This is a genomic window from Thermanaerovibrio acidaminovorans DSM 6589 (assembly GCF_000024905.1).
Lineage (GTDB): Bacteria > Synergistota > Synergistia > Synergistales > Synergistaceae > Thermanaerovibrio > Thermanaerovibrio acidaminovorans.
In genome coordinates this window covers 1482070-1500400 of record NC_013522.1, presented here as the reverse complement: position 1 = coordinate 1500400, position 18331 = coordinate 1482070, and the positions used below count along the sequence as shown (strand labels likewise).

Genomic DNA, 18331 nt, shown 5'->3' with positions numbered 1-18331 from the left:
ATCCGGAGGGAGTGATCTTCATTGAAGGATCCTTGCGAGATCGCAGTTCAGCCCCTGGACGGGGCGGAGGAGAGGGAGGAGCCCGGGCTTGGCCCCTTCCAGATAGTTGAGTGGTGGCTTGCCCGGCTCTTCGGCGCCGTGTGCCTCTCCATGTCCCTGATCCTGTCGGTACTCATAGGGGCCGCCACCCTCATGAGGTACGTGTTCAAGACGGACCTCTACGGCTACGAGGAGTGGGTGAAGCTCTTCGCCTTCTGGCTCTACTTCTCCGGCGCCGCCTACGGGTCCCTCAACAGGACCCACGTCTCCGCGGATATCGTGAACTCCTACGTCCCCCAGGGCCCCCTCAAGCGGCTCCTGGTGGCGTTGAAGGACCTGGTGACCGTGGGGGTATCGGGCCTCTTCGTCTACTACGGCTACGACTTCTTCATGTTCGGGTTCCGGGGGCCCCTGGGGAACGGCATAGCCATCCCCATGACCACCGTCTGGCGGATCCCCCTTTGGACCTCCTACGGGGCCATCTTCGGAGGCCTGGTCTTCATGACCCTCTTCTTCGCCAGGGACCTGGTGATAAGCCTGAGGGCCCTGCTCGGGTCCTCCGATGGAGGTGATGGGCAGTGATCTACGTGGCCCTGTTGGTCCTCATGTTCTGTCTTCTGATAGGTGTGCCGGTCCCGGTGAGCTTCATGGCCTCCGCCGCCTGGCTCATTTTCTTCGGCGGCCCGGACGGCACGGGCTACGACCCGAGCCAGCTTCTGCCCTACGGCTTTGCCCAGATGAACTCCGTGTCCTTGATCGCCATCGCCATGTTCATAATGGCGGGGGGGATAATGGAGAGGGGCCGGATAGGGGAGAAGCTCATAGACCTGGTGGACGTCTTCGTTGGGCACCTGAAGGGTGGCCTGGGGGTGGTGGGCACTGTCTCCTGCGCGGTCTTCGGCTCCATATCCGGTGCCGCCTGTGCCACCCTGTCCTGCATAGGCAGCATCATGTTCCCCCGGTTCGAGGCGGGGGGCTACCCCAGGGGACACGCGGCGGCCCTCATGTCCAATGCGTCCCTGCTGGGGCTCCTGATCCCCCCCAACGCCACCCTCATAATCTTCGCCTGGATAAGCGGTCAGTCCATCCTGGCCTGCTTCCTCTCCACGGTGGTGCCAGGTATACTGGCCACCGCCCTCATCTGCCTGGTCAACCTGTACCTCCTGAAGGACAACCCCTCCGTGCTGGTGTCCGAGAGGAGGTCTGCCCCGGAGAGGCTCCGAATGCTGAAGTCCCGGGGCAGGGGGGCCTTGCCGGCCCTGATGCTACCCGTCATCGTGTTGGGCGGGGTCTACGGGGGGATCATGACCACCACCGAGGCCTCCGCGGTGGCGGTGCTCTACTCGATCCCCGTGGCCCTGTGGGTCTACCGGGGCACCGACTGGCGGGGGCTGGCGGCGGTGGTGGTGGAGTCCGCGGTTACCACCGGGGTAATCATGGCCATGCTCTACTCGGTCTCCATGCTCTCCCGGCTCTACGTGCTGGAGGACCTGCCCAGCAAGATGCTGTACCTGTTCCAGTCAATCTCCAGCAACCGGTGGGTCATCATGGCCATGATAAACGTCTTCCTGGTGATCATGGGGATGCTGATGGACGACATAAGCGTGGTGGTGCTCACCACCCCCATAATGATGCCCATAATAACCCAGCTGGGCTTCAGCCCCATCCACTACGCGGCGGTGGTGGGGGTCAACACCGCCCTGGGGTGCATCACCCCGCCGGCGGCGCCGGTGCTCTACCTGGGGGGACGGCTGGCCAAGGCCCCCATAAACGAGATGATGGGTCCGGCGCTCAAGTTCATGCTCCTCTGTTGGGTGCCCATCCTCCTCTTCACCGCCTACGTGCCCAAGCTGGTGCTCTTCCTGCCCCACGTGATCCTGGGGGTGCCCTGGTGAGGCCATCCCTTGAGATGATCGCTGCCCTGGGCTGCTTCGCCTGCCTGGGGCTAGGGGTGGCCCTGGACTACCCGCCCCTGTTCATGGCCTCCGCCCTCCTGGGGGCCGCCTCCAGGGCCTTCCGCAAGAGGCGGATGTGACCCTCAAGGGGTTGAAAAAACATTGTGAACCTCCGGGACTAAACTTATAATTTATCAGCCTGGACGCCCTCGGGGAGGCGGATCTGATGTATCAGTCTGATCCCCGGGGGATAGGCCCAGGACCGCCGCCGCCCTTCTGGGTGAATCGTTACCTGGAGCGGATCTGTGGTCCGCCCCGGGGCGGGGCTTGATATCTGATATATCTGATGTAGAATATGGTCATCCGGGGGGTCTTTAGTCTTGGAGCTTAACCTTAAGTCGCTGCGGGAGCAGGTCTACGAGTACCTCAAGCGGGAGATGAACGAGGGGCGGATAAAGCAGGGGTCCTTCCTGGACCTGGGGGAGATAAGCAGGAACCTGGGGATGAGCAAGACGCCCTTGAGGGACGCCCTATTCCAGCTGGAGGCGGAGGGCTTCGTCACCATCTACCCCCGGCGGGGCATCATGGTGAACCAGCTGGACCTGCAGACCATCAAGAACATCTACGAGATCCTGGGGGCCCTGGAGGGGGCGGTGGTTGTCAACGAGGCGGTGAAGATAGGGGATCCGGAGGTGGCCCGCATGAGGGAGCTCAACTCCGCCATGAGGGAGGCCCTGGAGTACGACGACTTCAACCTCTTCTACAAGCTGAACCTGGACTTCCACAACACCTACCTCAGCCTATCGGAGAACCGGGACCTCCTCCACACGGTGCGGATACTGAAGGAGCGACTCTACGACTTCCCCCGAAGCAAGGGGTTCGTCCGGGAGTGGGAGCTCAACTCGGTGGGAGAGCACGACCAGCTGGTGGACCTATTGGACCGGCGGGACTTCAACGGGGCCGCGGAGTTCATAAGGGACGTGCACTGGTCCTTCCAAGTGCAGGAGCGCTTCATAAGGAAGTACTACTTCGCCAGCCAGAACGAGCTGGACCCCATAAGGGACAGGGGCCAGCGGGAGGCGGCCAAGGACTTGTAGGGCCGGGCTTGACGCGCCGGCCCCGGGGGGAATCGAAATGGTCAAGGGGTTGGTGTTCGACGTCAAGCGCTACTCCATCCACGACGGTCCCGGCATAAGGACCACCTTCCACCTCAAGGGCTGTCCCCTGAGGTGCCGGTGGTGCCACAACCCGGAGGGGCTGGACTTCGAGCCCTCGGTCTGGCACTTTCCGGAGCGGTGCGTGGGCTGTGGCCGGTGCGCCCTAGCCTGTCCGGCGGGGGCCATATCCTACGGGGAGCACCTGAGGCTGGACCGCTCCAGGTGTGTCCGGTGCGGCATGTGCGCCCAGGCGTGCCCCGCAGACGCCATGCGGCTTTTGGGATGGGCCATGACCCCCAGGGAGCTTCTGGCCCAGGCCCTGAAGGACGAGATCTTCTACGACCAGTCCGGCGGGGGTGTGACCCTCTCGGGGGGTGAGCCCCTCTCCCAGGGGGAGTTCCTCCTGGAGAGCCTGGAGCTTCTCAAGTCCTGCGGGATCCACACGGCGGTGGACACCAGCGGCTACGCCCCGGTGGACCTGGTCCTTCGGGTATCGCACCTATCGGATCTGATCCTCTACGACCTCAAACACATGGACGACCGGGCCCACCGGCTTCACACCGGGGTCAGCAACGTGCCCATCCTGGAGAACCTGAAGGCCCTGGCGGAGGAGGGGGCCAACGTGTGGGTCCGGTTCCCAATGATACCCGCTGTCAACGACTCCCCAGGGAACCTGTCCGCCATGGGGGAGTTCCTTGCGTCAATCGGAATCAGGCGGTTGAGCGTCCTTCCCTACCACTCCGCTGGACTGGTGAAGGGCCGGCGCCTGGGGGAGGATCTGCCGCTTGAGCCCTTCGAGGGGGATGCCCCATCGAAGGAGCGGATCGCGCAGGTGGTGGAATGCCTAGAGGGCATGGGACTGGAAGTCAAAGTGGGGGGATGAGAGGATGAACGAGAGGATAGCCCGTCTGAGGGAGGAGAGCTTTGTCACCAAGCCCAGCATATCCATCGAGAGGGCCCTTTTGGTGACCGACTTCTACCGGGAGAACGAGGGCCGGTACTCCACGCCGGTCCTTCGTGCCATGAACTTCAAGAACCTGTGTGAGAGGAAGACCATATACATAGGCCCCCTGGACCTCATAGTGGGGGAGCGGGGGCCCAGGCCCAAGGCGGTCTCCACCTTCCCGGAGCTCACGTGCCACTCGGTGGAGGACCTGAAGACCCTGAACTCCCGGCCCATGACCAGCTACTCCGTGTCGGAGGAGGACATCCGCGCCTACGAGGAGCGGGTGATCCCCTACTGGCGGGGCAGGTCCATGAGGGACAGGGCCTTTGAGAGGATGCCCAAGGAGTGGCTGGATCTGTACGAGGCGGGGTGCTTCACCGAGTTCATGGAGCAGCGGGCCCCGGGGCACACCGCCCTGGGGGGCAACATCTACCGGATGGGGCTGGAGGACTTCAAGGAGAGGATCCGGGCGGCCCGGGAGGCCATCGATTGGCTGAACGATCCGGAGGCCCTGGCCAAGGACGAGGAGCTAAAGGCCATGGACATAGCTTGCGATGGGGCCATCATCTTTGCCCGGAGGCACGCGGAGGAGGCGGAGAGGATGGCCGCCTCGGAGGCGGACCCGAAGCGGCGTGAGGAGCTACTCAAGATCGCCCAGGTGTGCCGGTGGGTCCCCGCCAAGGCTCCCAGGGACTTCTGGGAGGCCCTGCAGATGTACTGGTTCTGCCATCTTGGCACCATAACGGAGCTCAACGGCTGGGACGCCATGTCCCCCGGGCACTTGGACCAGCACCTGGAGCCCTTCTACGAGAAGGGGCTGGCGGATGGGACGTTGGATCGGGAGTTTGCCAAGGAGCTCCTGTCCTGCTTCTGGATAAAGGTTAACAACACCCCAGCCCCCCCGAAGGTGGGGGTCACCGCCCAGGAGAGCGGCACCTACAACGACTTCACCCAGATAAACCTTGGAGGGGTGCGGCGGGACGGATCCGACGGTACCAGCGAGGTATCGTATCTGATATTGGAGGTGTTGGACGAGCTTCAACTCCTGCAGCCCCAGGTGAGCGTTCACATATCCCAGCGTACCCCCGAGCGGTTCCTCAGGGCGGCGGCCAAGGTGATCCGCCGGGGATCCGGGTATCCCTCGGTCTTCAACTCAGACCTGGTGGTTCAGCAGCAGGTCCGGATGGGCAAGACGGTGGAGGATGCCCGGGAGGGGGGCACCAGCGGCTGCATCGAGACCGGCTGCTTCGGCCGGGAGGCCTACATCCTTCACGGGTACCTCAACGTGCCCAAGATACTGGAGATAACCCTCCACGATGGGGTGGACCCCCTAACCGGCAAGAGGATAGGGATAAGCACCGGATCCCTGGAGGACTTCGAGACCTTCGATCAGCTCTACCAGGCCTTTGAGCGGCAGCTCAGGTACGTGGTGGACGTGAAGGTCCGGGTGGACAACTTCTTAAGCGCCATGTTCGCCCGCTACGCCCCGGCCCCGTTCCTGTCGGTGCTCATCGAGGGGTGCATCGAGAAGGGGAGGGACTACTACGACGGGGGGCCCAAGTACAACACGGACTACATCCAGTGCTGCGGCATAGGGACCGTGACGGACAGCCTGTCCGCCATAAGGAAGCACGTGTATGACGAGGGGCGCTTCACCCTGAGGGAGCTGGTGGAGGCCTGCGACGCCAACTGGATGGGCTACGAGGAGATGCGGCAGTACGTGTGGAACCGGACCCCGTTCTTCGGCAACGACGACGACCGCGCGGACGGGATAATGAGGCGGGTCTACCAGTCGCTGGTGGACGCCATCGAGGGGAAGAGGTCCCCAAAGGGGGAGACCTACCACATAAACATGCTGTCCACCACCTGCCACGTCTACTTCGGGAAGAAGCTTGGGGCCACCCCCAACGGCCGGTTCGCCCATGCCCCCGAGTCGGACGGCACCTCCCCCTCCCACGGGGCGGACAGGAACGGCCCCACGGCGGTCATAAAGTCCCTGTCCAAGATGGACCAAGTCAAGTCTGGCGGCACCCTGCTGAACCAGCGATTCCTGCCGTCGGTCCTGGCGGGGGACGAGGGGCTGGAGAAGCTGTGCGGGCTCATAAGGACCTACTTCCGCCTGGGGGGGCATCACATCCAGTTCAACGTGGTGGACACCAAGACCCTCAGGGACGCCCAGGAGAACCCGGAGGCCTACCGGGGCCTGCTGGTCCGGGTGGCGGGGTACAGCGACTACTTCGTGGACCTGGACCGGTACCATCAGGAGGAGATCATAGCCAGGACCGCCCAGGAGGAGATATAGGCCAGGGGAGCTCGGGGAGTAAATGTGAAATTCGTAATTTTGGGGGGAGCCGTGGGGCTCCCCCTTTTTTGGACTATGTGGTATCTTGTGCGGGTGGCATGGGTAAGGCGATAGGTGGCAATCTGCCAACTTTTGATCTAGTTTATGCGGGTTTTTGGCTTGCAAATGCAATGTGAAATCCGCTTCAGCCGGTTGGCGGAAGTTATACCACCTTTCGTGAGTTTGTTATAATGTTCCCGATTGGGGCAGGATGCGGAGGCGGGAACATGCCCCCCTTATCCCGGGCCCCACGGGATAGAGGGAAAATCAAGGAGGTAGGATAGGATGCGACCGAAGGTTACGCTGGATGGTAACGAAGCGGCGGCCTACGTGGCCCATGCGACCAACGAGGTCATAGCCATCTACCCCATCACCCCCTCGTCCAACATGGGGGAGTGGGCGGATCAGTGGAGCGCCGAGGGTAGGACCAACATCTGGGGAGCGGTGCCCACTGTGGTTGAGATGCAGAGCGAGGCGGGGGCCAGCGGCTCCTACCATGGGGCTCTGCAGGCGGGGGCGCTGGGCACCACCTTCACCGCCTCCCAGGGGCTCCTGCTGATGATCCCCAACATGTACAAGATCGCCGGAGAGCTCACCAGCACGGTGATGCACGTCTCCGCCAGGTCCGTGGCGGCCCATGCGCTCTCCATCTTCGGTGACCACTCGGACGTTATGGCCGCCAGGTCCACCGGCTGGGCGCTCCTCTGCTCCGGCTCGGTCCAGGAGGTCATGGACATGGCCCTCATCGCCCAGGCGGCCACCCTGGAGGGTCGGATCCCCATCCTGCACTTCTTCGACGGCTTCAGGACCAGCCACGAGGTGGCCAAGGTGGAGCAGATCACCTACGACGACATGAGGGCCATGATCGACGAGGACCTGGTGAGGGCTCACCGGGAGAGGGCGCTGAACCCCGATGACCCGGTCATCCGGGGCACCGCCCAGAACCCGGACACCTTCTTCCAGTCCATGGAGACCCGGAACCCCTACTACATGGCCATGCCGGACTGCGTCCAGCGGGCCATGGACCGGTTCGCCAAGATAACCGGCCGGCACTATCACCTCTTCGACTACGTGGGGGCCCGGGACGCGGAGAAGGTGATCATCATGATGGGCTCCGGTGCTGAGGTGGCCCACGAGTGCGTGGAGCACCTGGTGGAGCGGGGCGAGAAGGTGGGGCTCGTGAAGGTCCGCCTGTTCAGGCCCTTCAGCGCCGAGAGGCTACTGGAGGCGCTACCCGCCACCGTCCGGTCCATCGCGGTGCTGGACCGCTGCAAGGAGCCCGGCGCCAACGGGGAGCCCCTCTACAAGGACGTGGTGGAGGCCCTGGCCAACCGGCCGGAGATCATGGTGGTGGGCGGCCGCTATGGCCTCTCATCCAAGGACTTCACCCCCGCCATGGTGAAGGGGGTCTTCGATGAGCTGGACAAGCTGGAGCCCAAGAATGGCTTCACCGTGGGCATCGAGGACGACGTCACCTACCTATCCATCGACTACGATCCCAGCTTCGTCACCGAGGATCCCAAGACGGTCCGGTGCCTGTTCTACGGCCTGGGGTCTGACGGCACCGTGGGGGCCAACAAGAACTCCATAAAGATCATCGGCGAGGAGACGGACTACAACGCCCAGGGCTACTTCGTCTACGACTCCAAGAAGTCCGGCGGGCTCACCATAAGCCACCTGCGCTTCGGTCCCAAGCCCATAAGGGGCTCCTACCTGATCAGCAACGCCAACTTCGTGGCCTGCCATCAGTTCTCCTTCATCGAGCGGCTCAACGTGCTCAAGAGGGCCGCCAAGGGTGGAGTGTTCCTCCTCAACAGCCCCTACGGCCCCGACCAGGTGTGGGACAAGCTGCCCATCACCATCCAGCGGGAGATCATCGAGAAGGAGCTCAAGTTCTACGTGATCGATGCGGTCTCCATCGCCAAGGAGACCGGCATGGGCGGCCGCATCAACACCATAATGCAGACCTGCTTCTTCGCCATAAGCGGCGTTCTCCCCCGGGAGGAGGCCATCGAGCAGATAAAGAAGTCCATCAAGAAGACCTACGGCAAGAAGGGTGAGGACGTGGTGATGAGGAACATCGAGGCGGTGGAGGCCACCCTGTCCAACCTCCACCAGGTCAAGGTGCCGTCCCAGGTGACCAGCACCTTCGACCTGAAGCCCCCCATGTCCCAGTGGGCCCCCTGTTTCGTCAAGGAGGTCCTGGGCCCCATGCTCATCGACGAGGCGGACTCGGTGCCCGTATCCGCCCTGCCGCCCGATGGGACCTATCCCACCGGCACCTCCCAGTACGAGAAGAGGAACATCGCCATCGACATCCCCGTGTGGGATCCGGAGGTGTGCATCCAGTGCGGCAAGTGCTCCCTGGCCTGTCCCCACGCGGCCATAAGGGCCAAGGTGTACGATCCCAAGCTCCTCGAGGGGGCCCCCGCCGCCTTCAAGTCCGCGGATGCCAAGTGGAAGGACTTCCAGGGGATGAAGTACACCGTTCAGGTGGCCCCGGAGGACTGCATCGGCTGCGGCCTGTGCGTGCAGAACTGTCCCGCCAAGAACAAGGCCAACCCGGGGCGCAAGGCCATCAACATGGAGTCCAAGCTCCCCTTGAGGGACCAGGAGGCGGAGAACTGGGACTACTTCCTGGCCATCCCCGACATGGACAGGAGCAAGCTGAACAAGAGCACCGTCAAGGACATCCAGCTCCTGCGGCCCCTCTTCGAGTTCTCCGGCGCCTGCGGCGGCTGCGGTGAGACCCCGTACCTTAAGCTGGCCTCCGCTCTGTTCGGCGACAGGATGCTGGTGGCCAACGCCACCGGTTGCTCCTCCATATACTGCGGCAACCTGCCCACCACCCCCTGGACCTACGACGACCTGGGCAGGGGGCCCGCTTGGAGCAACTCCCTCTTCGAGGACGCGGCGGAGTTCGGCCTGGGCTTCCGGCTCGCGCTGGACCAGAAGGCGGACTACGCCCGGGTGCTGCTCAAGAAGATGGCCCCCCAGATCGGGGACGAGCTGGTGACCGCCATCCTGGAGGCCAAGCAGACCACCGAGGAGGAGATCGAGGCCCAGCGGGAGCGGGTGGCCATCCTGGAGGACAAGCTCTGCGAGATAGGCACCTTCGAGGCCATGGAGCTCCTCACCGTGGCTTACGCGCTGGTGAAGAAGAGCGTGTGGATCGTGGGCGGCGACGGCTGGGCCTACGACATCGGCTACGGCGGGCTGGACCACGTGATCTCCATGAACAGGAACGTGAACATCCTGGTGCTGGATACGGAGGTCTACTCCAACACCGGCGGCCAGATGTCCAAGTCAACCCCCAGGGGTGCCATAGCCAAGTTCGCCGCGGGGGGCAAGAGGCAGGGGAAGAAGGACCTGGCCATGATGGCCATGACCTACGGTCACGTTTACGTGGCTAGGGTGGCCATGGGGGCCAACGACAGCCAGTGCGTCAAGGCCTTCCTGGAGGCGGAGGCCTACGACGGTCCCTCCATGATCATCGCCTACAGCCACTGCATCAACCACGGGTTCGACCTGAGGCACGGGTTCGAGCAGCAGAAGCGGGCGGTGGAGTCCGGGCACTGGATACTCATGCGCTATAACCCGCTGCTTGCCAAGGAGGGCAAGAACCCTCTAATATTGGACAGCAAGGAACCCACCCTTCCGCTGAAGGACTACGTCTACAACGAGACCCGCTACAGCGCCCTTCAGAGGATGAACCCCGAGGAGGCGGAGGCGCTTCTCCAGGAGGAGGAGCGGGAGCTTCGCCAGAGGTGGAGGCTCTACAAGCACCTGGCGGAGATGCCCATGGAGGGCTAGGCCCCGGTTGGTGTCGGAGGGGCGGGGGTAGGACCCCCGCCCCTTTTTGAATGGGCGGAACATTTGGAATATACAGGGGAGCTTGGAGGTGTGGAGGAGTTGTCTCAGGATAGGATGAGCAATGACAACGGTAAGCGCAGGGCTTACGTTAAGGTGTCCGAGGCGCCCGCTACGGCTGGGGAGTCGGCGGCCCCCAAGGGGTGCTTTCGGGATCCCTTTGCGGTCGGTCCCCGCAGGATTGGTATAACCGAGACCGCCTTCCGGGATGCCCATCAGTCCATAATGGCCACCCGTCTCAGGACCGAGGACATGATCCCCATAGCGGAGGCCATGGACCAGGTGGGGTACCACTCCATGGAGGTTTGGGGGGGCGCCACCTTCGATGCCTGCATGCGGTTCCTGGACGAGGATCCCTGGGAGAGGCTGCGGGAGCTCCGCCGCAGGATGCCCAACACCAAGCTCCAGATGCTTCTGAGGGGCCAGAACCTGGTGGGGTACCGGCACTATGCGGACGACGTGGTCAGGGAGTTCGTGAAGAGGGCGGTGGGTAACGGGATAGACATCATAAGGATCTTCGACGCCCTTAACGACCTTAGGAACATGGAGGTGGCGGCGGACCAGGTCAAGCGGGAGGGGGCTCACCTGCAGCTGGCCATCTCCTACACCATATCGCCGGTGCACACCCTGGAGTCCTTCGTGAAGCAGGCGGAGGATATGGTCTCCATGGGGGCGGACTCCATATGCATAAAGGACATGGCGGGGCTTCTGTCCCCCACCGAGGCGGGGAAGCTGGTGTCCGCCATAAAGTCCCGGATAGGCAGGGTGCCCCTGCAGGTCCATAGCCACTACACCAGCGGCTTCGCCGCCATGACGTACCTGGCGTCCATAATGGCCGGGGCGGACGTGGTGGACTGTGCCATATCCCCCTTCTCCATGGGGACCAGCCAGCCCGCCACGGAGACCATGGTGGCCGCCCTGGCGGGAGGGGCCTTCGACACCGGGCTATCGTTGGAGAAGCTGTTGCCGGTGGCGGAGCACTTCTCGCGTCTCAGGGAGAAGTACTCGAAGCTCATCATGGGGGTTCAGGGGGTAGATATAAACATCCTGATCTACCAGGTGCCCGGTGGCATGTACTCCAACCTGCAGAGCCAGCTCAAGGAGCAGGGGGCGCTTCACAAGCTGAGGGAGGTGCTGGAGGAGGTGCCCCGGGTCAGGAAGGAGATGGGCTATCCTCCTCTGGTGACCCCCACGAGCCAGATAGTGGGTAGCCAGGCGGCGGCCAACGTGCTGGTGGGGGAGAGGTGGAAGGTGGTACCCAAGGAGGTCCGCCAGGTCTTTCAGGGCTACTACGGCCGCACCCCTGCGCCGGTGGACCCGGAGATCCAGCGGAAGGTGCTTGGGGACGAGGAGCCCATCACCTGCCGTCCCGGGGAGCTCCTGGAGCCCGAGCTGGAGAGGGCCTACCGGGAGGTGGAGCCCTGGGTGCTTCAGCCCGAGGATGTGCTGTCCTACGTGCTGTTCCCCCAGGTGGCCAAGGACTTCCTGCCCCGGAAGTACGCCCGGTCCACCCTGAGGGACGTGGGCTTCGAGGAGCTCCGGGAGGGGGCCGCCTACCCGGTGTAGCGGGGCCGGGCAAGTAGAAAGGCTTTTAAACCAGCAAAGGTTTTACATTTTTAGGATCCACCGTCCAGGTCCCATCTGGGGCCCGAGGCGGTGGATTTTATTTTGTCAAGCCGGGTCCCGGCGGTTTTTATGGCATTTATTGACGTTAAGTGGAGAAAAGCTTCACATTAAGGACGGGTTTTTGTAGCATATGGGCAAGCTGGGGATGGTAAGAGAGGACCAGTTAGGTGTGAGACCATGAGAGGAGGTAGGTTGGTATGACGTACCTGGCTTTGGCGGCGTTCTGTCTCTCGGTCTTCGGGCTTCTGGAGCTATTGGACGTGGTGGGCATGGGGCTTCACATGCTGGTGCCCTCCAGGGTTCGCCACGCCTTCTTTGGGGCGGTGAGCCTCTGCGTGTCCTTCATAGTGATGGCCCCCCTCTCCATATAGGGCGGTATGCCTTGGATCGGTCAAGGGAGAGCTGAAAAGTTGAATACGCCGGAGGTTTCCTGAGGGCCGCTTGGGCGGCCCTCGAGTTTTTTATTGGAGCGCAGAAGCCTTAATTTTCCGGCTCATTTTATCCATTGACCCCGGAATGGCTCTATGATATATCATAACATGGTATCTTAAATATATTTTATGGGGGTGAAAATATTGGGTTTGACGAGGGGCGAGAGACGAGGCCTGGTCTTTCTCGTGTTGGCCGTATTGGGGTTCATGCCACCGGTGACATGGTTGGCTAATCGGTTGACGCCCATGGTTTTGGGGATGCCGTTCCTCCTCTTCTGGCAGTCTCTGATGATCCTTTTCACATCCCTATGGATAGCCATGGCCTATTGGACCAAGGAGAGGGGGGATGGACGTTGATCAACGTTGCCCTTGTGATCATATTCGGCTGGCTTCTGGCCACCACGGTGGTCGGGATAATGGCGGGGCGTAACAGGGCCTTCAGCATGGAGGAGTACTTCGTGGCGGGTAGGTCCTTTGGCCTGATCCTCTTCTACACCACCGCGGCGGCGGAGATATACAGCTCCTTCGCCTTCCTGGGCCTGGCCGGGTGGGCCTACAGCAAGGGTATGAGCATCACCTACGCCTTGGCCTACGGTTCCATAGCCTACGCCATATACTTCCTCCTGGGTCCACGCATAAACCGGCTGGGCAAGAGGATGAACTACATAAGTCAGCCGGACTACCTGGAAGACAGGTACGGAAGCAAGGGGCTTGGTGTGTTGGCGGCGATCATAGGGGTGGTGTTCATAATCCCCTACCTGCAGCTTCAGATAATGGGCAGCGGCATGATAGTGCAGCTCGCCTCCGGGGGGGCCATAAGCTGGCAGTGGGCGGTTCTAATCAGCTTCGTTGCGGCGGTCATCTTCGTCTACGTATCGGGCCTAAGGGGTATAGGGTGGACCAACTTCATGCAGGCCATAATCATGCTGGTCGGCATGGCCTCCGTTGGCTTCCTGGTGTCCAGGAACTACTTCGGAGGGGTTGGTAGGATGTTTGAGACCTTGGCGGAGCTCAGGCCCACGCACCTGGTGCTGCCGGACACATCGGGCAACGGGATGTTCTGGTACGCCTCCACCGCCCTGCTTTCCGGGCTGGGCTTTTGGATGTGGCCCCATCTTTTCGCCGCCACCTACAGCGCCAAGGACGAGAACGTGGTTAGGCGCAACGCGGTGATACTGCCCCTGTATCAGCTGGCCATGGTGCCGGTGATAATAGTTGGCTTCGCGGTGGCCGCCAAGGGGGCGGTGGATCCCTCCTTCGGGCTCAAGATAGCCAAGCCGGACCACGCCATGTTCGTGGCGCTTCTTGACAGCACGCCCCCTTGGGTGGTTGGGCTACTGGGAGCCGGGGGCCTTGCGGCCTCCATATCCACCTCATCGGGATTGATCCTTACCGCCGCCAACCTGACCGCCCGGAACATAATGCAGAAGGGCCTGCTCCCCCGGATGACGGACATGCAGGTGGCGAGGGCGGGGAGGGGGCTGGTGGTGCTTTACACCGTGGTGGCGCTGGTCTTCGCCTTCCTGGCCCCGTCGATGCTGGTTAACCTTCTGATCGTTGGCTACTCGGGCATAACCCAGTTCTTCCCCGGGGTGGTGTTGGGGGTCTTCTCCGAAAGACCCACCAAGTGGGGGGTGATCAGCGGCCTTGTGGTTGGTCTGTCCGCCCTGTTCATGTTCCAGTTCGGGGGGATAAAGGCCCCGTTCGATCTGCAGCCCGGGTTCGTGGGGCTGATCCTTAACTTCGCAACCGTTTGGGTTGTGAGCGCGTTCACCGAGCCGGTGGATGACGCCAGGCTGAACCGATTCAAGTCGGCCCTGTCCGATGGGGAGGTGGCGTAGGGTGATGGACTGGATTCTCGAGGCGGCGGAGGCCATGGGGCCCCAGCTGACCGAGTGGCGGCGCTGGTTTCACGCAAACCCGGAGCTCTCATTCCAGGAGGTGGAGACATCCCGGAGGGTGGCGGAGATACTGAGGTCCTTCGGCTGTACCTCCGTCCGGGTGGGGGTGAAGGGGACCGACACGGGGGTGGTGGCGGACATCGACCCCGGACGTCCGGGACCCTGCGTGGCCCTTAGGGCGGACATGGACGCGCTCCCCATCCAGGAGAGGGGCAGTGCCCCCTACAGGTCCCGCCGTGACGGGGTCATGCACGCCTGCGGCCACGATGCCCACGTTACCATGCTGCTGGGGGCCGCCAAGGTGCTGATTGACATGGGGGATCGGCTGCCCGGCAGGGTTAGGCTCATCTTCCAGCCCTCGGAGGAGTCCCCTCACAGCAGCGGCGCCAGGGCCATGATAGAGGAGGGGGTCCTGGATGGGGTTGGGGCCATAGCGGGGCTCCACGTGTGGGGCACCATGCCCTCCGGGCTGGTGGGGTACCGGGTGGGTCCCTTCATGGCCTCCGCAGACGAGTGGGAGTGCCTCATATTGGGCAAGGGGGGACATGGGGCGGTGCCTCACCTTGCGGCGGACCCCATCGTGGCCGCCGGGGCGGTGATAACCTCCCTTCAGACCATCGTTAGCCGGGAGGTGGACCCCCTGGAGCCTGCGGTGGTCACCTGCGGCCACATGGAGGCGGGCACCACGTTCAACGTGATACCCGACCGGGCGCTTTTGAGGGGCACGGTCAGGACCTTCGGCCGGGGTGTGTGGGAGTCAATGCCGGGCAGGTTGAGGCGAATATGCGAGGGGATCTGTTCCGCCATGAACTGCAGGGCGGAGGTGAGGTACAACCGGGTGCTGCCCCCCACGGTGAACCATCCGGAGCTGACGCTGGAGGCGGCCCAGGTGGCCCGGGAGATGTTCGGTCCCACCGAGGTTCAGGAGATCCCCCCCACCATGGGAGCGGAGGACATGGGGCTGTACCTGGAGAAGGTGCCGGGCACGTTCCTGTTCCTGGGTATAATGAACGAGGCCAAGGGGGTCGTGCATCCCCAGCACCATCCGGAGTACGACGTGGACGACCAGGTCCTCCCCCGGGGCAGCGCCCTCCTGGCCGTCCTGGCCCTCCGCTTCCTGTCCAAGCTCAGCTGAGACAGGCTAAGCAGCGACCGCCTGGACCCGGCCTTGGGCCCGGTCCAGGCTTTTCATTCCACTTTTCGCCATTTCCCGTTGACACCCCCGGCCCCCTGGTGTACCCTCTAACCCATTCGATCACCACTCATCACTCATCAACAGCAGGGGGAATGGGGGTGTCCTTCCAACTTGGACAGGGGAGCGGAGCTGGAGCTTAACGTCCTCATGATCATAAGGGACTCGATGGTCCCCATGGGGGCCGGGGCCATAAGGAGGGAGCTGGAGAGGCGGGGCATCTTCGTCTCCGAGGCGACGGTGGGTCGCCTCCTGGTGGACCTGGAGATCCTCGGAATGCTCAGGAAGGACCGGAACAAGGGCCGCAAGATAACCGACCTGGGGCTGAAACGGCTGGAGTTGCTGGAGCGGGACAGCGTCAGCAGGTCCATGGCCAGCAATCTGGTGGACTCAATCCTCTCCGACGAGAGGGACCGGATCATGGACCTGCTGGAGGCTAGAAGGGCGGTGGAGCAGGAGGTGGCCCGCCTGTCGGCCCAACGGGCCACTGAGGACCAGATAAGGGCCCTGTGGGCATCGGTGGAGTGCATGGAGGAGGCGGTCCGGCGGGGAAACCCGGTCTGGGAGGAGGATGGCCGCTTTCACCGCATGCTGGCCATGGCCTCCGGCAACCGGCTACTGGTGGCGGTGGTGGAGCTCCTTCGCCAGAACCCCTTCGACGCCCGGGGGCTTGAGATGGTGCGCCGCCTCTCGGGACGGCTGGCCAACTCGGACCACCGGTCCATCATGGAGGCGGTGGAACGCCGGGACCCCCATGGGGCGGAGATGGCCATGAGGCGGCACATAGACAACCTGGTTGAGGACTGCCGGCGCCTTTCGTCCGGCTTGGAGGAAGCTAAACTACCTTAGAGGGAGGGGTATCGATGAGGTTCTTTGCGTGGCTGGGGGGGGCGATGCTGCTGGTCATGGCTTTGGTCTCCGGGGCTCCGGCGGCGGAGGAGATAAAGATAGGTCACTCGGTGTCGCTCACCGGCGGGGCCTCCATGTGGGGCCAGTCGGAGAAGCTGGCGTTGGATCTTTTGGTGAAGAGGATAAACGCCCAGGGGGGCGTACTTGGGCGAAAGATAAGGCTCATAAGCTACGACAACCGTAACGATCCGGTGGAGTCGGTGAACGTGGCCCGTCGGCTCATCGACGACCGGGTGGTGGCCATAATAGGCCCCGCCCAGAGCGGCAACGCCATAGCCACCGCCCCGGTGGTGGAGAGGGCCAGGATCCCCATGGTGGTCACCACCGCCACCAACCCCTACGTCACCATCGACAAGAGGACCGGCAAGACCCGGGCCTTCGTCTTCCGCCCCTGCTTCATCGACCCCTTCCAGGGCACCGTGGCGGCCCGGTTCGCCTACCGGGACCTCAAGGCCAGGACCGCCGCCATCCTCTACGATGTGGGCTCCGATTACGGCCAGTGGCTGGCCCGCTACTTCGAGGAGGCCTTCGCAAAGGAGGGGGGCAAGGTGGTGGCCAAGGAGGCCTTCCGGACCGACGAGCTGGACTACCGGGCCCAGATGGGCAAGATCCGCTCCGTCAAGCCCGACGTGATCTTCATCCCCACCAGCCAGAAGGAGGCCGCCATGGCGGCCAAGCAGGCTAGGGACATGGGCATCCGCTCCACCCTGCTGGGCACCGACAACTGGGGGAGCCCGGATATAATCGACCTGGGGGGCAACGCGGTGCACGGCAGCTACTTCGTGAACCTGACGGACCTCTCGGATCCGGACATAAAGGGCTTCGTGGCGGAGTACAGGAGGGCCTACGGGGCGGATCCGGTGTTGCCCAACCCGGTCATGGCCCAGGATGCCCTGCTGCTGATCGTGAACGCCATAAAGGTCTCCAAGGGCACCGACGGGGAGAGGATGGCCCGGGCCATGGAGAACACCCGGAACCTCAAGGTCACCAGCGGCACCCTGACCATTGACCCCAAGACCCACGACCCGCTCGACAAGCCGGCGGTGATCCAGAGGGTGGACGTGAAGGCCCGTTCGTTCCAGTTCGTCAAGAAGTTCGATCCAAAGGGGCGCTAGGCGGCGTCCGATCCAGGCAGGAGGCGTAGATCCCGTTGTTCTTGCAGACCTTGATAACCGGCCTCTCGGTGGGGGGTGTGTACGCCCTCATGGCCCTGGGGTACTCGTTGGTGTTCAGCGTGCTCAACTTCAGCAACTTCGCCCACGGGGCGGTGATAATGCTCGGGGCCTACATGGGCCTGGGGCTCGCCATGAGGCTCAACCTGGGGCTGGGCCTGGTGGTGGCCCTGAGCGCCGTGGGGGCGGGGGTGATCGGGATCCTGAACGAGAAGCTGGCCTACTCGGCCATCCGCCGGAAGGGATCCCCCTCCCTTTACCTCATGATATCCGCCATGGGCTGTGCGGTCCTGCTGGAGAACCTGGTCTACGCCACCATAGGGTCCCGGTTCTACTCCTTCCCGGAGTTCTTCCCGCGCACCTCGGTCCACCTCCTTGGGGCCTCGATAAGCCTCATGGACCTTTGGGCCTTCGGGTTCTCCCTCCTGGCCATCTGGGGGCTCAACCTGTTCCTCACCCGGTCCAGGACCGGTATGGCCATAAGGGCGGCGGTGCAGGACATGACCATGTGTGCCGTCATGGGGGTCAACGTGGACCGGCTCATCTCGGTGGTCTTCTTCCTGGCGGGGCTCTTTGGGGGCATATCGGGGGTCTTCCTGGGCATAAAGTACCTGGTCTACCCCACCATGGGCTGGGTTACCAACAAGGCCTACATAGCGGCGGTCATAGGGGGCCTGGGGAGCCTGCCGGGGGCCCTGGTGGGGGGGATCCTCCTGGGGCTCCTGGAGACCTTTGTCTCCACCTACGTCTCCAGCGTCATGCGGGACGTGTTCAGCTTCGGCCTCCTGGTGGTGCTGCTCCTGGTCCGGCCAAACGGCCTCATGGGCCGCAGGTCCGCGGAGAGGATATAGC

The 18331-nt window shown here is 63.2% G+C and carries 15 protein-coding genes; all 15 read left to right on the top strand.

All coding sequences use genetic code 11. The features are described 5' to 3' along the window. Positions 1-21 precede the first annotated feature (21 nt). The 15 genes from TACI_RS07430 to TACI_RS07365 all read left to right on the top strand — a co-directional run bounded on the left by TACI_RS07430 (position 22) and on the right by TACI_RS07365 (position 18330). Positions 22-621 carry a TRAP transporter small permease gene (locus TACI_RS07430; protein ID WP_012870183.1) on the top strand — a complete coding sequence of 200 codons (600 nt, stop codon included), beginning with the start codon at positions 22-24 and terminating at the stop codon, positions 619-621. Next, positions 618-1934 (top strand): TRAP transporter large permease, encoded by a 1317-nt coding sequence (locus TACI_RS07425; protein ID WP_012870182.1) that lies wholly within the window; start codon positions 618-620, stop codon positions 1932-1934. Before TACI_RS07430 ends, TACI_RS07425 begins: the two co-directional genes overlap by 4 nt. After that, positions 1931-2074, top strand: a complete 144-nt coding sequence (locus tag TACI_RS07420; protein ID WP_164925209.1) for a hypothetical protein — start codon at positions 1931-1933, stop codon at positions 2072-2074. Before TACI_RS07425 ends, TACI_RS07420 begins: the two co-directional genes overlap by 4 nt. A gap of 240 nt (positions 2075-2314) precedes the next feature. After that, positions 2315-3031, top strand: a complete 717-nt coding sequence (locus tag TACI_RS07415; protein WP_012870180.1) for a GntR family transcriptional regulator — start codon at positions 2315-2317, stop codon at positions 3029-3031. A gap of 37 nt (positions 3032-3068) precedes the next feature. Continuing rightward, on the top strand, positions 3069-3974 hold the full coding sequence (locus TACI_RS07410; RefSeq protein WP_012870179.1) for a glycyl-radical enzyme activating protein: 906 nt from the start codon (positions 3069-3071) through the stop codon (positions 3972-3974). Positions 3975-3978: 4 nt separating this feature from the next. Beyond that, complete coding sequence (gene hypD, locus TACI_RS07405) at positions 3979-6339, top strand: trans-4-hydroxy-L-proline dehydratase (protein ID WP_012870178.1); 2361 nt, start codon at positions 3979-3981, stop codon at positions 6337-6339. A 324-nt stretch (positions 6340-6663) separates the two neighbouring features. Next, the gene (nifJ, locus tag TACI_RS07400) at positions 6664-10191 is read left to right on the top strand and encodes a pyruvate:ferredoxin (flavodoxin) oxidoreductase (RefSeq protein ID WP_012870177.1); all 3528 of its coding nucleotides are present in this window, start codon (positions 6664-6666) and stop codon (positions 10189-10191) included. A 99-nt stretch (positions 10192-10290) separates the two neighbouring features. Then, the gene (locus TACI_RS07395; protein ID WP_012870176.1) at positions 10291-11814 is read left to right on the top strand and encodes a pyruvate carboxylase subunit B; all 1524 of its coding nucleotides are present in this window, start codon (positions 10291-10293) and stop codon (positions 11812-11814) included. Positions 11815-12071: 257 nt separating this feature from the next. Further along, the gene (locus TACI_RS09150; protein ID WP_012870175.1) at positions 12072-12245 is read left to right on the top strand and encodes a hypothetical protein; all 174 of its coding nucleotides are present in this window, start codon (positions 12072-12074) and stop codon (positions 12243-12245) included. A 189-nt stretch (positions 12246-12434) separates the two neighbouring features. Further along, positions 12435-12662, top strand: a complete 228-nt coding sequence (locus tag TACI_RS09460) for a DUF3311 domain-containing protein (protein ID WP_012870174.1) — start codon at positions 12435-12437, stop codon at positions 12660-12662. Continuing rightward, positions 12659-14146, top strand: a complete 1488-nt coding sequence (locus TACI_RS07385; protein WP_012870173.1) for a sodium:solute symporter family protein — start codon at positions 12659-12661, stop codon at positions 14144-14146. Before TACI_RS09460 ends, TACI_RS07385 begins: the two co-directional genes overlap by 4 nt. Positions 14147-14150: 4 nt before the next feature. Continuing rightward, the gene (locus TACI_RS07380; protein WP_012870172.1) at positions 14151-15341 is read left to right on the top strand and encodes a M20 metallopeptidase family protein; all 1191 of its coding nucleotides are present in this window, start codon (positions 14151-14153) and stop codon (positions 15339-15341) included. 171 nt (positions 15342-15512) lie between these two features. Continuing rightward, on the top strand, positions 15513-16247 hold the full coding sequence (locus TACI_RS07375; protein ID WP_012870171.1) for an FCD domain-containing protein: 735 nt from the start codon (positions 15513-15515) through the stop codon (positions 16245-16247). Between the two features lie 14 nt (positions 16248-16261). Further along, positions 16262-17422 carry an ABC transporter substrate-binding protein gene (locus TACI_RS07370; RefSeq protein ID WP_012870170.1) on the top strand — a complete coding sequence of 387 codons (1161 nt, stop codon included), beginning with the start codon at positions 16262-16264 and terminating at the stop codon, positions 17420-17422. Between the two features lie 35 nt (positions 17423-17457). Beyond that, entirely contained in the window at positions 17458-18330 is an 873-nt protein-coding gene (locus TACI_RS07365; protein WP_012870169.1) for a branched-chain amino acid ABC transporter permease, read from the top strand. Position 18331 lies beyond the last annotated feature (1 nt).